Below are 16,223 nucleotides of genomic sequence, written 5' to 3' on the forward strand. Positions count from 1 at the left end.
TAATGTATAAGTGATTAGTTAAAGAAGTTCCAGCTGATACCAAACCTTAATATACGCTGGTTCAACGGATAGTGAGGCGTGAAGAAATACTTGCCTCCGTCATCATAGTTCACATGCGTGAACATTATAAAGAAACGAGTGTGCTGGAGACGGAAGTTGGCATAAGCATCAAGAAGTGGGTAGTTGCCAATCTTTGTACGGCTTGCTTCAGTCTCCTGTATACCAAAAGCACCGATACCCGGTATATACTCTGGCGCATAATAACTCGTGAAGTAACGACCGTCAACACCAAGGTCAACATCAAGCACACGTGCTATCTTGAACCGAACAAACAGGTTGCTATAGGCATTGAAGGTAGGCACTGGGAGTATGTCCTCCTTGCTTGACTTCTGCAAGGTCAGCACATTCTGCCAGTTAAGAATACCCAGACGGAAGTCCTGCTGGAGCTGTAATGTAAGCAAGTTGACAGGACTACCAGTCTGACGGACATTCAAGTCATTATGCTGTACAAGGTAGTTATCACCGCTTTTCACACGGTCGTTCTGTATTCCGAAGTAAGTGTAGTTCTTGATAACATCATAGCCCACACGCATTCGGGTGCGAGTCTTCTTCAAAGAGAACTCACCAAGGATGCGGGAATGTATCTGCTGGTCAAGGTTGTTGTCCCACCAGTAATGCTTTCCATAGAACTGGGTCATATAGAACGATACAGCAGAACGATGCAGGAACGCCGTAGCTGCTAACTGAACCGTGTCACCCAAGAGCGGAAAACCAAGGTCAGCATGACCATCAAGATGGAACTGTCCAGCCCTGTTGCCTGCTAACCACGCCTCAGCACTGATGTCATAATGGAACGCCTTTCCTTGTGTCTTCAACAGCTGTCCACCCACAGAGACATCGTGCTGGTTCCACGTCTGATCCCCATTATACAAGGCTACAGTAGAACCACCTGGCGTTATCATTGACGGAAGTGCATAATGACGCAGTTCATAAGAGACAAACGCCTTAAGTCCGGCTTTTGCCCACTTGTTAAATCCTTCCAGCAAGGCAACTGCAAAGGTATTCTTCAATGACCAGTGCTTAGTTCGGTCAAAGATAGAATCGTTGGCTGCAGTACCATAATTAAAGTAATTCTGTGCGTAGAAATCCGTCGGTGTATTGTAAGCCTGATAAGTACGACGATAATTGTCAAAACGTACAGTATGGATGAAACTCGTTACTGGAACATACTCATCCTTCATCCATTTCTGTGTAGAATCCTTTGCCAGTGCGTCCTGCTTCTTGAGATTAGCCATCTGTACAGAATCCTCAAGATTAACAGTCATACGGTCACTTGCCTTGACACTGTCCGCAACAGCCTTGACCTGAGACACATCACCAGCAATGGCAGCATCATCAGGACGACCAGCCGAACGCTTTTCTTTATCGTATGCTTCTTCGTCAAACTGCTCACCATTCGCCTTTGCACGGCGGCGGGCTTTCTCCTTTGCCTGCTGCGCTTCCTGTGCTTTCTGGGATTTAAGTGCAAACTGCTTTGCCTTGATTTCCTCTTCTGTCATTGGCACTTTACGGAAGAAGCCGAGGCTGTAACGATGATTGAAGAAGACATGCTGATTGTCATTTCTGTTCCAGTTCTGCTTCAAGATGGTCGGAATTTCGTCCTCACTGTAATTATCACGGAACGACTCGGGATGCGTGATATAGGCATCATTGGCAATACCTCCATTCTCTGCCACCTTCTGATGATTCAGAGAAATGAGCAAATGTGCCTGGTAACGCTCCCCCAAATAACTTCCCCACATAGAATAATTGAAGAGGGAAGTACTCTGGTTACTGTAATATCCACGTCCGTACAGATAATCAAACTTAAAGCCGAAGCCCCACTTCTTACCTGCATTCACTGCAAAGAGTGCCTTGAAACGGTCTTCGCCGTTGTTCCTGTTACCAGCAGTATTATAGGAAAGAATGGTAATTGGAGAAAGTGTTGAAGTAAACTGGAAGTCGCCCGGCTGTACGATAAACATATCATACGGATCAAGGAAGAAGAACTCCGATGCCTGACGACGGTCTATGAAGATTCGGTTTTGACGTGGTGCGCCAAGGTTTCCCAGCGTATTATACTCTCCTCTCAATCCCGTGTTAAGCCCCGAGTTCATATACATATACGACAACGTATCGGGAACAGCAGGCTTGCGGTCACCGAAACGCTCATCAACCGTCCACACTTTCAGTCCACGTGGTATCTCCTTGTGCTGACTTTGTATAGAATCCGAACGTCCAGAATGGCGATTGTTCCTATAATCTTCAGCAGAGAATGTACCATCATCAACCGTAGAGGGGTCATCGCTCTGCGCCATAGCAGCATTGCCCACTAACACAAGCAGGGCAAACAAGAAGGCAAATCTCTTCATCTAACGTATAAAACGGAGTACACACTCGATAATCTTAAAGACCATCGCAGCAAGAATAATAATTATACCAACCGTAGTTGTATCGGCAAGGAGATAAACTGCCACACCTATGACTGCACCCAACATAAAGATGCCGTTAAGCCACTGACGGACTGGCAGGAACCTGTCTTTCTCTTCACGTCTGCGACGACGGTGGTCGGGACGACGCACCGTACTATTCTGTATTTCCATTTTTTATTCTTTATTATATTCAACCCAAAGGGAGAATGTACAAGCCCGTCCTGCCTATGCCAATAGGCATTATCCATGGACACACAAACCATGCTTTCCTTACAGAAAGCCATTGTTACACCCTCAGGTCTATCTGTTCGTTTCTTACTTCAAAGCCTGCACGAAGCCCTCAAAGATACTATTCTTACGGTCAACGGTAGCACGACGGAACTTTCCAGATACCGGCAAAAGACGGGTCTGCTTCTTGTTCACAGCATATTTGTCAGTAATCCACTGCTCAGCCGTAAGGTTTGACACATTACCCTGAACGTCGTAATTATAAGTCAACCGGTTCATTGTCAACGTAGCCTGCCCGTCACGACAGGTTGCCTGAAGGACATAATTGAACTGGGTAAAGTCAAGGGAAAGGAATGAAGACGAGAAGACGAGTTTTTCATGCACCGTTGCCACGATACTGTGCTCACTCTTGTTTACCAAGGCGACCTTACTCCCATCCAACTGGTTGCTGCCTTGTGTCAGTTCAGTTAGATAAGCAAAAGCCTTGTCATAAAGCTGGTCTGCCGTTGCCCCGGGAGCATCAACTGTTTCCATCCATACGACCTGTCCGCCCACTTCCGGGATAATACCTTTCTGAAGATAGAAGTCTTTATTATCTTTATTCTCCGTGCGTACCGACTTATTGGCACGTGCAGCAGCTGTGGCAGGCGTTGTCGGAACAACCCAAGCATCCGAAGTGCTCCCCTCAACGGCACTGTCACCAGCCTTTGGTGAAGGTGAAGCCTGCGACTTACTGGCAGCTTCACTGATAGCTGCAGCCTCACGAGCCAGCCGTTCTGCCTCTGCCTTTGTCTCGGCAATCTTCTTTTCTATATTCTTTGCCTCAGCTTCTTTCCTGGCTTTTGCTTCCGCCTCGGCTTTAGCCTTTGCAGCCTTAGCCTGCTCCAAGGCAGCCTTAGCTTCTTCCAACTGACGCTGTGCCTGTTCCAACTTCTGTTCCGGTGTAAGCGTAGTCTGTGCCATAGCCATCATTGGAAGACACATGAACAAGAATATCAAAGTTTTCTTCATAATCTCAAACTTTTATCAAACGACGATTTAATAAGCAAAGATACAAAATTTCCTTTACTTTTCAAGCCTTTCGCAAAATTTTTTATCTTTTTTTATTGAGACAGGATAAGGGAAAGACAACGTAACAGAAGAAAAGAAGATTGGATAATATAAGACAGAATAACATAAAGACAAAGTAACAGAAGAACAAAAATAGGGTAATGCAAAGACAAAGTAAACGAAGAACGAAAGTTTACGGAGGAACCACTTTGTCATATATTTTCGCACCCTGCTTTTCAATACATGCTCTTTTGGCTTCTAAAAGACGCCTAATTGGCTTGCAAAAGATGCCCTTTTGAAGTCTAACTAACGCCCTTTTGAAGTCCAATTAAGCACCTTTTAGAAAGCAGTTTCATAACCTACTGATTTACTGACGATTGCAAACCTACTTTTTATTCATATTATTCGCCTATATTACAGAACACTCAGCTAAGATATTGTAATATTTTTTTCAAGCCCTCGCAGCAACTTTTTCACCATGACCCAAACGAACTAAACAAACATTTTTTCACCCTCCTCTGACCCCTCTTTTTACATTTAAAATCTGGGTATCTCGCATTTTACTCCCCTCTCCACTCGGAGAGGGGCTGGGGGTGAGGCTACTTCGCCTCCAACTCCTTTTGCAGACGGATAATTTCATCACGATACTGCGCTGCCTGAAGGAAATCAAGGTCTTTTGCAGCCTGCTTCATAAGGGCTGTTGTATTTGCAATACTCTTCTCCAACTGCGCCTTGCTCATCTTCGTAATAATCGGATCAGCAGCAAAGAGGACACCATTATTCGGTTCAACGTAAGCCTGTCCGACGTTCCTGCTAACAGAAGCAGTCTGTGCTGTGAGATTCGCCTCGCCACCCGTTGGCAGCGTCCCCTTGATAGCCTTGACAATCTGTTTCGGTGTAATATGGTTCTTTTCGTTGTACTTCAGCTGTTTCGTACGCCTTCGCATCGTCTCGTCAATGGTCTTCTGCATACTCTCCGTGATGTTATCGGCATACATAATCACCTTTCCATTCACGTTACGCGCTGCACGTCCTGCCGTCTGTGTCAAACTTCTATGGCTACGGAGGAAGCCTTCTTTGTCGGCATCAAGGATAGCTACCAGCGAAACCTCCGGCAAGTCAAGTCCTTCACGCAACAAGTTGACACCCACAAGGACATCGTAGATGCCGGCACGGAGGTCGTTGATAATCTTGATGCGGTCAAGACTGGCTACATCACTGTGGATGTAAGCCGTGCGGATGTCATGGTTCAGCAGGTACTCTGTCAGTTCCTCTGCCATTCGCTTGGTCAGTGTCGTCACCAGCACACGCTCTTCTTTCTCAGCACGGACAACTATTTCGTTCATCAAATCATCAATCTGATTCTCCGAGGGGCGAACGTCAATCTCCGGGTCAAGCAGTCCTGTCGGACGAATAAGCTGTTCAACCACAACACCTTCCGCTTCTGCCAGCTCGAAATCAGCCGGGGTAGCCGACACGTATATAATCTGATGGATAAGACTGTGAAACTCCTCAAAACGCAGCGGACGGTTATCAAAGGCGGCAGGAAGCCGGAAACCATATTCCACAAGATTGGTCTTACGGGCACGGTCACCGCCATACATCGCCGAAATCTGCGGCACACTCACGTGACTCTCATCAATCACCATCAAGTAATCATCGGGAAAGAAGTCCAGCAGACAGTAAGGACGCATCCCCGCCTCTCTGCCATCGAAGTAACGGGAATAGTTCTCAATACCGGAACAATGACCGAGTTCCTTGATCATCTCAATGTCATACTCCACACGCTCCTTGATACGTTGCGCCTTGATATTATCCCCTATCTCGGTGAAGAAATCAACCTGTTTCACCAAGTCGTCCTGTATCTGACGTATAGCCCCTTCGGTCTGTTCCTTAGACGTAACAAAGAGGTTGGCTGGATAAATCTCGTAAGCATCAAAAGTAGCAAGGCGATGGAAGTCCACAGCATCCACCTCCTCTATTGAATCAATCTCATCGTCCCACCACGTAATACGCAGCACATTGTCGTTATAAGCCATCGCAATATCCACCGTATCGCCCTTCACACGGAAGTTTCCACGCTGCAGTTCGATGTCATTGCGCATATAAAGCGCATCCACCAGACGCCTTAAAAAATCATTGCGGTCAATCACCTGCCCTTTCTTGATGGAAACAACATTTTCCTTCATTGCCACAGGTGCACCCATACCGTAGATACACGAAACGGAAGAGACGACTATCACATCCTTGCGACCTGACAGCAAGGAGGATACAGCTGACAGACGCAGCTTGTCAATCTCGTCATTGATGGCAAGGTCTTTCTCTATGTAGGTATCAGTCACAGGCATATACGCCTCCGGCTGGTAGTAGTCATAATATGAAACATAATACTCTACGGCATTATCAGGGAAAAAGGCTTTCATCTCCTCATAAAGCTGTGCTGCCAGAGTCTTGTTGTGCGACAAGATCAGTGTGGGCTTATTGACATTTGCGATCACGTTTGCAACAGTGAAGGTCTTACCCGAACCAGTCACACCCAACAGCACCTGGCTCCTGTCGCCACGCTCAAGTCCGTCAGTCAGTTCCTTGATTGCTTCCGGCTGGTCGCCTGTCGGCTTATATTTCGATGTTAAATTGAAGTCCATTTTCTACACGTCAAGTGAATCAATCTTTGATTGCAAAGATACAAAAAACCGCTGACAGTATATAATTAATAGTGATTTTTTGCTAAAATTGCAAACCTCCTTTGCGTATTTATAGAATAATATGTAACTTTGCAGTTCAAAGTCAAATTATGAAGAAAAGAATTCTCATTGGCATTTGCGCTGCTTTGCTCCTGACAAGCTGCGCCCATGAATATAATCAGGTTTACAAGACAACTAATAATGATTATAAATACGAATTTGCAAAAGAATGTTTTGCAAAGGGCAAGTATAGCTTCGCCGTACCATTGCTGCAAAGCCTTGTAACGGTTGAAAAAGGTACTGACAACGCACAGGAATGCCTCTATATGCTGGCAATGGCTGAGTACGGTCTGAAAGACTATCAAGCTGCTTCAGAAACATTCAAGAAGTATTACCAGACCTATCCACGTGGACAGTATGCGGAGATGGCATCGTTCTATATCGGACAGAGCCTCTTTGAAGGTACGCCGGAACCGCGTCTTGACCAGACACCTACCATCGCTGCCATTGCTGCTTTCCAGGACTATCTGGACATCTTTCCGAACGGCAAGATGAAAGGGACTGCCCAGCAAAGGCTCTTCGACTTGCAGGACAAACTGATCCGCAAGGAGTATATCAACGCAAGACTGTATTACAACCTCGGTTCTTACTTCGGCAACTGCACCAGTGGCGGCAACAACTACGAGGCGTGCATCATCACGGCACAGAATGCTCTGAACGACTATCCTTACAGCAACTTACGTGAGGATTTTGCCATCCTTGTTATGAAAAGCAAGTTTGAGCTGGCACAGATGAGCGTTGATGCCAAGAAACTGCAACGCTTTCAGGATGCAGAAGATGAGTGCTACGGATTTATCAACGAGTACCCTGAGTCTAAAGAACGCAAGACAGCCGAGGAATACATAAAGAAATGTAAGGAAATAACAAAAGATTAAAGAATAACAGACTTATAAAATATAGACAATTAGAATGGATTACAAGAAGTCAAAAGCACCGTCAAACACGGTAACCCGGGATGTTCAGGAACTTTGGAAAGATACTGGTAACATCTATGAAAGCGTTGCTATCATAGCAAAGCGCGCAAACCAGATCTCGGTTGAAATAAAGCAGGACTTGAGTAAGAAACTTGCTGAATTTGCTTCTTATAACGATTCTCTTGACGAGGTTTTCGAGAACCGTGAGCAGATTGAAATCAGCCGTTATTACGAGAAACTGCCAAAGCCAACTTTGCTGGCTACCCAGGAGTTCTTGGATGGCGACGTTTATTGGCGCGACCCTTCTAAGGACACTCTGAACGAGGAAGAAGATTAAACTATGATACAGCGTAAACAAACAGTATTTCTGTTTATTGCACTGCTTGTCACCATTGCCTGCCTCTGTCTGCCCGTAGGCAGCTTTGAGCCGAAGGGAATGGGTGCAGAAAACCAGCTGATGAATCTCTGGATAAGCGATGCAAATGGCGGTAGGAACTTCAATGTATGGGCATTGTTTGCCATTCTTCTGGTTACCTGCCCTATCAACCTCTTCGCCATCTTCGATTACCACAACCGCAAGCGGCAGGCACGCTTCTGTGCTTTCTCCATGCTGATGATTATCGGTTGGTATGTTGTCTATGGCGTGTTCAGTCAGGTTCTTATGACCGGCTTCACTTTCCACATAGAGTTTGCAGCCTGCCTTCCAGCCGTTGCTTTTATCCTCCTGTGGCTTGCACGCCACTCCATCCTTGCTGATGAGGCTATGGTAAGAGCTGCCGACAGAATACGATAAGATAAAGAACCTCTACATCATAGATAAAGAACCCCATATATCATAAGGAGACAGTACCAAAAGTTTGTTAATTGGTGCTGTCTCTTTTTTTGATACTCTTTCAGCCGGTCCAGACTGATCCTTAGCTTATTCTAATCCTTAGCCAGAACGATGGCGTTATATTTGATTCTTTCTAAATTTGGAGTGATAAAGCCTATAAAAACAAGAAGAAAACTACTGAACTTATCACAAGATTATTTTTAATTTCATCTTGCTGTCATTTTAACATTTCACACGAACTCTTTGCTAACCAATCAGTTAAATATTCACGATGGATGACAGTAGTGACAGGAAACTCAGTTTTGAAGTAATCGTTTATTGATTATGAACTGCTTACCCATACAAGAAAAAGACCAATGTATAGCGGCTTATCATTTCTCAATAATCCTACCGTCATCCCTGATTATATAATTACGGATTTCTTGTGGAGAACCTACGGATGTAGTTTTAACCTTAATGGAAAAGTTTTTATCAATTCTAAAGGATGTAATCTCCTCAGACTCATTACTGCCAGGTTCAAACCAAACTCCTTCAACATACAGGTTTGACATAATGGTATTATTCTTAACAGTTAGTAAATAAAACCGATAGTCAAAATCGCCACAGTCCATTGGTATCAATATCAAATATATGTCGCCTTTATTAGGTAAAGGTAGATACCTGAGTTTACCTCCTCCATCACAAAGAAAATCTGAAGCCCCTTTCAAGAGTTTACTATCTATCTGATTGTACTTTACAGTCTTTACATCAATACGCTTATCGTATGGCAACGTTTCGTTGCTCTTTGCCAAGGGGCTTTTACTTGCAACTCCCTTAGGGGAGGCTTTACGTATTTTGTTACTGAATGCCTTAAAGCTCAGTTGTGCATCAGCAGGGAGTTCTTCTAACATATTGTCAGTATTTCCTTTGTACCGAACAGAACTCACCTCATTCAAAGAGTCACAATAAAACAAAACAAGTTTTACGGTGTGCCATATTTACATCTTTTTTAGTCGTACCTCGCAAATATACGAATTTTCCCGCCATTCCGCAAACGAAAGAGCGGAAACTTTGGGTTGCACTCGTCCATATTGCATTGCCATATAATCATTTATAGGTATTTTTCATGGTAAACGAATGAAACATGCGGTCTTATTCCATGATTATTGCTACCTTTGTCGTTGAAACCATAACACCCCTAAAATAAGATGCAGTCAAGACAACTTAACCGAAGGCAGTATTTCAACGAACTCGCAACCACAAGCGAGAAGTATTTCATTCCTTACATCAAGCGGTACAGGCAGGTAGGGAAAGGCACGAATGTGTTGGAGATAGGCTGCGGGGACGGTGGAAACCTCCTGCCTTTCTCACGCATGGGCTGCGATGTAGTGGGCGTGGATATGGCAGAGGGACGGATAAGGGACGCAAGGAAGTTTTTCCAAGAGAACGGAGCAAAAGGGCGTTTCATCGCCTCCGACGTGTTCCTGTTGAAGGAACTCAGGCATCAGTTCGACCTGATTGTCTGCCATGATGTGATAGAGCATATCGACGACAAGGAGGAATTTATGCACAAGTGTAAACAGTTGTTAAAAATCGGGGGGGTAATTTTCATGTCCTTTCCTGCTTGGCAGATGCCTTTCGGTGGGCATCAGCAGATATGCCGAAGCCGCTTCCTCTCGCACCTGCCTTTCTTTCACCTGCTTCCGACGAGATTGTATGAGCGGATATTGAGGGCTCGGAAGGAAGACGAGGGATGCGTCAGAGAACTGTTGAACATCAAGAAGACCAAATGCCCGATAGAGTTGTTTGAGAGGACGATGAGAAAGGAAGGTTTTGAAGCCATTGACAGGACTTTCTATTTCATCAATCCGCATTACGAGGTGAAATTCCACCTGCGTCCCCGAAGGCTGTACGCCGTGATAGGGGCAATTCCATATATCCGCAATTTCTTCACAACATCGTGTTTCTACTTCTTGAAATCGGCAGGGGAATAATTTTTTCCTTGCCTTGAAAAAATAAAGCAAAGAGTAGAATTGTTCGGGAATAATCATTATCTTTGTCGGAGATAAAGAGTTCTTTGCAAGCAAAACAAAGCAGTACACAGCAAATGGAACGGTTGCCAAATCGTTACCCCAAAATCAGCCAATCGCACAAGGTGCCCTTGTATAAAGGATTGTCGCTATTCTATCCAAAGTTACACAAATATTTTGTACTACTGACGTTTTTTGCAAGTATTCTGATGAAGAGAACGACTTTAGAAAGATATGTGATTGAACAAGACAAACAACTTAGATTATTCCAAGGCTTATCCTGAACTGGAATATTATCTTCTTTCGCAAGTGTGACCGGAACAAGAACCAAGTGATATTTGTAAATTATTTTCAATATCTCCAATTATGTTTTCAACAAGTAAAAAAAGCAAAAACAACGCATGCCAAGCGGATTTGTAACCTACAGTATTCCAGATAGTTATAAACCCCTACAAGAAAAGGTGCTTAATTAGACTCCAAAAGGGCGTTAGTAACAACTCAAAAGGGCATCTATTGAAACTCAATTGGGCGTTAATTGAAGTGCAAGTAAGCGTCTGTTAGGTTTAGGGAGGGGAAAGAAAGCTCCAAATTGTAAAGATACTTGACAATCTTTTTGTTAGTCTTATTAGCCCAATCAGACTGATTAGGCTGATATGACTGATCAGCTCAACAAAAAAAGGACAGGCGATCGCCTGTCCTTTTATATTCTTAATTCTTTGGCATCAGCCCTTCGATATACTTACAAAGGATATTGATTCCCTTTACATTCTCGCCTCCCTGTGGAATAATCACGTTGGCATAACGCTTGGTCGGCTCGATGAACTGTTCATGCATTGGCTTCAACACTTCCAAATAGCGGTCAACAACCATCGAAACAGTGCGACCACGGTCTATCGTATCTCGCTGGATATTACGGATAAGACGCTCATCAGGGTCGCAGTCAACGAAGATCTTGAGGTCCATCATATCACGCAAGCGCCTGTTGCTCAATGCCATAATACCCTCAACAATGATTACCGGCTTTGGCTCTACGTGAATTGTCTCTGGCAAGCGGTTGCTGAGGATATAACTATAGGTAGGCTGTTCAATTGCCTTTCCCTCACGCAGCTCATTCACCTGCTTGATCAGCAGTTTCCAATCGAAGGCATCCGGATGGTCGAAGTTGATTGCCTTGCGCTCTTCATCGGTCAGCCCCGTCGTGTCATTGTAATAGGAATCCAAAGGCACTACAGCCACATAATGAGGAGGAAGACTCTCAACGATTTTCTTCACTACGGTGGTCTTTCCCGAACCTGTCCCACCGGCTATTCCAATGATTGTTATTTTATCCTTCATCTTGGTTGTTTTTTATTATTCTTATTATTGGGCTCTTATAAGACTAATTGGACTAATAAGGCTCATTAGCCTAATATCCCTAAATCCCTGAACATCCTTTCGTAATACTCCGCCTTCTTCTCTACCTTCATCGGATAAGCACGGCTGCTGCTGGGCTGACGATAAAGGCGCAAGGTGCGTTGCTCGAAGCTGAATTCCTTATATTCACCCATCTTCATCTTGCGTGCATCAATACCATAATGCTCCGTGAACACTTTTGTAGCCAACTGACCTGCTGCCAGTACAGCCTTACACGCTGGCAACGACCGAAGCATACCGTCAAGATCGGCTGGTTCAATGATTTCCAAATCTTTATCCGAAGCCGTACCCGTTGTGCGATGAATACGTAAGGCTGTATCAAAAAGAGCAATCCCCTTCTCCTTCAAGAACGGCTTAAGTAAATCGAGCTTATAGGTTTTCTTTTCCTCATCCACAAAGTAGAACTTATCCCCGAAGAAGATATGACCGAATATGCGCCACATATCATTCGTGTAATTAGGATAATACCACTCCATACACCACCGCTTCGGTGCTGGCGGAAAAGTTCCTAACAGCAACAGCTTGGCATTGGACGGCAACCACGGCTCGAAGGGATGGGTTTCAATTTCCATTATCTTGAGAAATTAGGGATATTGGGCTTATTGGGCTAATTAGGCTATAATAATCCTTACTGCTCCTTAGCAAAGTAACTCACGACCGGCAAGTGGTCAGAATACCCATCAAGCCATACACCACCGGCAGTGGTACGCTTGGTATTGCCCTTGTACTTTCCTGTTTCCTGGAAAAGATAGTCACGACGGAAAATCTGACTCTTCCAGTACTTCAGTTCAGAGAAGTCTTTTCTGCCATCCTTGTTCAACAGGTTAGGAGTCATGATAATCTGGTCAAACAGATTCCACTTGCCCTGATACTGCAAAGTTCCTGTACCTTCCTTTACAAGCATATTATACCAAGGGTTATACATGTCACCTGCACCGACCTGGCTCATCTCGCCCTTTGCCGACAGGCATTCATACATACTCTTATTAGTAGGGTCATCGTTCATGTCACCCATCACAAGCACCTTCACCTTCGGGTCCTCACGCAGCAGGGAGTCCTTCAGTGCCTTGACTTGCGTGCCACCTATCTCACGATAGTGAGAACCTGCACCACGACTTGGCAAATGGCAGACAACAACAGTGACGTGCTCACCAGCCAACGTACCGCTGACCGTGAGGAATCCACGGGTTGCACGGGCACTGTCCTGTGGCAGGTCATAGACGTAAGGTACCAATTTAGTATCTCTTACGGTAAAGAGCTTTGGATTATATATCAAAGCACAGTCAATACCACGACGGTCAGGACCTTCGATGTGCACGTACTTATAGTTGCGTGCAGCCAGCTCGGGCTGGGCAGTAAGGTCACGCATTACATGGTCGTTCTCTACCTCAGACAAACCAATCACCGCACAACCGACGTTTGGAAGGACGTCAGTACCCATTTCAGCCAACACAGTTGCCATATTATGCAACTTATGAGTGTACTTCATCTCATTCCATTGATAACTTCCATTCGGTGTGAAAGCATGATCGTTCTTCCCTTTGTCATGCGTATAGTCAAAAAGATTCTCCTGGTTGTAGAAGCCGATGGCATAAACTGAAAACTTCTTCTGAGCAGAAGCAGGCGTACCGAAAAGCACGGCACAGAAAAGAACAAATAGTAATTTTCTCATTATTATTCTAAATGTTGTTATTGTTATGTTATTATCAGAGTTTCCAAACATGAGTCTGTATCAGACTGGAAATCAGTGACAATCCGTAAGAACGCTTCCTTGTGTTTCCGCTATTGAAACTTACTTGCGAACACTCACTTCTTGCACCATAACCGCTAAATACAGTCACATTGAGTTTGCAAATATCGGTAATAAATCCGACATTTAGGCATAATTCTCGAAAAAAACATCAAAAAGCCTTTCTATTTTAAAATTTATTTTGTTACTTTGCAATCAAAGTATAACATCTATTAATGTAATCAACTATGCAGAAAAAGCTGAAACTCGCCGTTTTAGCACTATGTAGCTCGTCTATGGTGGTCGCACAGAACACCAATACCACGACGAGCCAGCAGGAGCAGACGGCCAACGCTATGGATGAATCGGCGTTCACCTTTACTGAAGCGCAGTTAGGTGAGGACAATGACATGAATGACAATGTCACGATTCTTAACTCAAACAGTAACGTCTATGCCTCGCAAATCGGATTCCTGTATTCCCCCATGCGCTTCCGTTACCGTGGATTGAACCAGAAGTATAACGACATCTACATCAATGGTGCGCCCATGAACGACATGGAAAGCGGACAGTTCCGCTACTCTATGGTGGGTGGTATCAACCAGCAGACACGCAATGTCGACTTTGCTCTTCCTTTTGAGAACAACAACTTCTCAATGACGGCACTGGCAGGAAGCAACAACTATGACTTCCGTGCCGGCTCAATGGCGGGCGGACATCGCCTCACCCTTTCTGCAGCCAACCGCAACTATACCGTCCGTGGCATGTACAACTATGCCAGCGGCTTCAATGCCAAGGGCTGGGCTATTGCTGCCAGCGTAGCTTATCGCTGGGCTAACCGCGGCTATGTTGAGGGTACATTCTATAATTCATTATCTTACTACTTCGGTGTCCAGAAGAAGTGGAACAATGGTCATTCACTGGCTTTGTCAACATGGGGCAACCCTACCGAGCGTGCATCGCAGGGCGCAAGTACCGATGAGGTGTACTGGCTTGCCAATGACTATCAGTACAACCCATACTGGGGCTATCAGAACGGACACAAGCGCAACAGCCGTGTCATAAACGACTTTGCCCCGTCTGCCATCCTCACATGGGACTGGGACATCAATAAGAAGACGAAGCTCACAACGAGCCTCTTTACCAAGTACTCTATGTACAAGAGCACAAAGCTGAACTACAACAACAGTGACAACCCACAGCCTGACTACTGGAAGAACCTTCCAAGCAGCTATTATGACGTGTGGGACGAGGGCAATGCACGCTATCGTACAGCACAGGCTTTCGCTGACTGGAAGACTGCTGTGGAATGGTGGGGCAAGAAGGAGAACCGACAGATTCAGTGGGATCGCCTTTACTATGCCAACCGTCAGGCTGCTGCCAACGGACAGGATGCACTTTATTATATACAGGCAAAGCATAATGACAACCTGACGACAACTCTTTCGTCTACACTTACGAACCATATCGGAAAGAACAAAGTGCTCAACATCGGTTTGTCACTTGCTCAGAACTATGCCCGTCATTACCAGACAATGGAGGATCTGCTGGGTGCAAAGAGCTTCCATAACGTAAACACATACGCCATCGGAACATACGCAGCCAACGACCCACGTGTACAGTACGACCTCAACACCATGGGAACACTGGGTCTGGGCAAGCTCATCTACGAAGGTGACAAGTTCGGTTATGACTATAACATCAACGTACGTCGTGGACAGTTATGGACAAACTACGCTGAAACTATCGGGAAACTCCACTATATGGTAGCCGGCAGAATCGGATATGACAACATGTATCGTGTCGGTCACATGCGTAATGGTATGTTTGCAGACAACTCTGACGGCAGAAGCAAACACGCAGAGTTCCTGTCTGGTGGCTTGAAATCAAATGCTACACTCACACTCGGTGGAGGCAATGCACTATCACTTGGTCTGGGCTATGAGCATCGTGCACCAAGCGCAAGCAATTCCTTTGCATCACCAGAGATGAACAATGACTTCGTCCTCAACCTCCGCAACGAGCGTATCTTCTCAAGTGAACTCAGCTATCAGTACTCCGGCAGCTGGCTTCATGCCAACCTCAGTGGTTACTATAACCACATGACACACGTGACCGAGTGGCAGAACTTCTACTTTGATGATGCCAATTCATTCACTTATGTCAGCATGACAAACATGAAGAAGAACTACTACGGCATTGAGCTGGGGCTTGATTTCAAGCTCACAAGTTTCCTTAACTTCAAGGCACTCGGCACATGGAGTGAGGCTGAAAACGCCAACAATGCTGATGTCATCTACATGAACTCAACGAAGAACACCTATCACAAGGATATTGTTTATAACAAGGGAATGCACGAGGCAAATACTCCTCTGAGTGCCTACAGCGCAATCCTCAGCTACCACAAGGGTGGATGGTTCATTGACTTGAGCGGTAATTACTATGACCGAATCTACCTTTCATACGCGCCAAGCCTCCGTTATGGCAACACACTCCGCACAATGGGTACCGCGCTTGGTGGCATGGATGCTGACGGCAACTACACTCCTTACGCACAGAGTGAAGGAAAGGGCGGCTTCATGCTCGATGCTTCAATCGGTAAGAGTCTTTACCTCCGTCATGGAAGTCTGTCAATCAACTTGATGATTACAAACCTGCTGAACAACCAGAAGATTGTCAGCGGCGGTTATGAGCAAAGCCGTAGCAACTACACTGTCAACAAGACAACTGGAGCAGCAACAACCCGTGCTTACGATTTCTATCGCAATCCTAAGAAGTATTACGTGAATGGTATCAACGGTATGTTGAACATAGCTTACAAATTCTAAAACTA

The 16,223-nt window shown here is 45.1% G+C and carries 13 protein-coding genes; 5 read left to right on the forward strand and 8 right to left on the reverse strand.

Features of this window, described 5'->3' with window-relative positions; all coding sequences use genetic code 11:
• Positions 1-14 precede the first annotated feature (14 nt).
• The 4 genes from ADJ77_RS10780 to uvrB form a co-directional block, all read right to left on the reverse strand.
• Positions 15-2,411, reverse strand: coding sequence for a putative porin (locus tag ADJ77_RS10780; RefSeq protein WP_025078740.1), 2,397 nt, complete (start codon positions 2,409-2,411; stop codon positions 15-17).
• Complete coding sequence (locus tag ADJ77_RS10785; RefSeq protein ID WP_025078739.1) at positions 2,412-2,642, reverse strand: hypothetical protein; 231 nt, start codon at positions 2,640-2,642, stop codon at positions 2,412-2,414.
• 144 nt (positions 2,643-2,786) lie between these two features.
• A complete protein-coding gene (locus tag ADJ77_RS10790; RefSeq protein ID WP_025078738.1) occupies positions 2,787-3,710 on the reverse strand; it encodes a DUF4468 domain-containing protein in 924 nt (307 codons plus the stop codon).
• Positions 3,711-4,348: 638 nt separating this feature from the next.
• Positions 4,349-6,394, reverse strand: a complete 2,046-nt coding sequence (gene uvrB / locus ADJ77_RS10795; RefSeq protein ID WP_025078737.1) for an excinuclease ABC subunit UvrB — start codon at positions 6,392-6,394, stop codon at positions 4,349-4,351.
• A gap of 149 nt (positions 6,395-6,543) precedes the next feature.
• On the opposite strand from uvrB, the gene ADJ77_RS10800 reads away from it, so the two are divergent.
• Genes ADJ77_RS10800 through ADJ77_RS10810 form a run of 3 tightly spaced genes read left to right on the forward strand, consistent with a single transcriptional unit; the run spans position 6,544 to position 8,200 of the window.
• Positions 6,544-7,368: an outer membrane protein assembly factor BamD gene (locus ADJ77_RS10800; protein ID WP_025078736.1), complete on the forward strand. Its 825-nt coding sequence runs from the start codon at positions 6,544-6,546 to the stop codon at positions 7,366-7,368.
• Positions 7,369-7,402: 34 nt separating this feature from the next.
• A complete protein-coding gene (locus ADJ77_RS10805) occupies positions 7,403-7,744 on the forward strand; it encodes a DNA-directed RNA polymerase subunit omega (protein WP_025078735.1) in 342 nt (113 codons plus the stop codon).
• 3 nt (positions 7,745-7,747) lie between these two features.
• Complete coding sequence (locus ADJ77_RS10810; RefSeq protein WP_025078734.1) at positions 7,748-8,200, forward strand: DUF4293 domain-containing protein; 453 nt, start codon at positions 7,748-7,750, stop codon at positions 8,198-8,200.
• Between the two features lie 410 nt (positions 8,201-8,610).
• Here the strand turns inward: ADJ77_RS10810 and ADJ77_RS10815 are convergent, their stop codons facing one another.
• Complete coding sequence (locus ADJ77_RS10815) at positions 8,611-9,129, reverse strand: hypothetical protein (RefSeq protein ID WP_234398144.1); 519 nt, start codon at positions 9,127-9,129, stop codon at positions 8,611-8,613.
• A 297-nt stretch (positions 9,130-9,426) separates the two neighbouring features.
• Between ADJ77_RS10815 and ADJ77_RS10820 the strand changes: the two genes are divergently transcribed.
• Positions 9,427-10,212 (forward strand): class I SAM-dependent methyltransferase, encoded by a 786-nt coding sequence (locus ADJ77_RS10820; RefSeq protein WP_050696400.1) that lies wholly within the window; start codon positions 9,427-9,429, stop codon positions 10,210-10,212.
• A gap of 744 nt (positions 10,213-10,956) precedes the next feature.
• Here the strand turns inward: ADJ77_RS10820 and udk are convergent.
• The 3 genes from udk to ADJ77_RS10840 form a co-directional block, all read right to left on the reverse strand.
• Positions 10,957-11,583 carry a uridine kinase gene (gene udk / locus ADJ77_RS10830; RefSeq protein ID WP_025078732.1) on the reverse strand — a complete coding sequence of 209 codons (627 nt, stop codon included), beginning with the start codon at positions 11,581-11,583 and terminating at the stop codon, positions 10,957-10,959.
• Between the two features lie 65 nt (positions 11,584-11,648).
• The gene (locus ADJ77_RS10835) at positions 11,649-12,233 is read right to left on the reverse strand and encodes a uracil-DNA glycosylase family protein (RefSeq protein WP_025078731.1); all 585 of its coding nucleotides are present in this window, start codon (positions 12,231-12,233) and stop codon (positions 11,649-11,651) included.
• Positions 12,234-12,289: 56 nt separating this feature from the next.
• The gene (locus ADJ77_RS10840) at positions 12,290-13,333 is read right to left on the reverse strand and encodes an endonuclease/exonuclease/phosphatase family protein (RefSeq protein ID WP_025078730.1); all 1,044 of its coding nucleotides are present in this window, start codon (positions 13,331-13,333) and stop codon (positions 12,290-12,292) included.
• 305 nt (positions 13,334-13,638) lie between these two features.
• Here ADJ77_RS10840 and ADJ77_RS10845 point away from each other — a divergent pair, with 305 nt between their 5' ends.
• Entirely contained in the window at positions 13,639-16,218 is a 2,580-nt protein-coding gene (locus ADJ77_RS10845) for a TonB-dependent receptor (RefSeq protein ID WP_025078729.1), read from the forward strand.
• The last annotated feature ends 5 nt before the right edge of the window (positions 16,219-16,223 follow it).

This window comes from Prevotella fusca JCM 17724 (genome assembly GCF_001262015.1).
GTDB classification, from domain to species: Bacteria; Bacteroidota; Bacteroidia; order Bacteroidales; family Bacteroidaceae; genus Prevotella; species Prevotella fusca.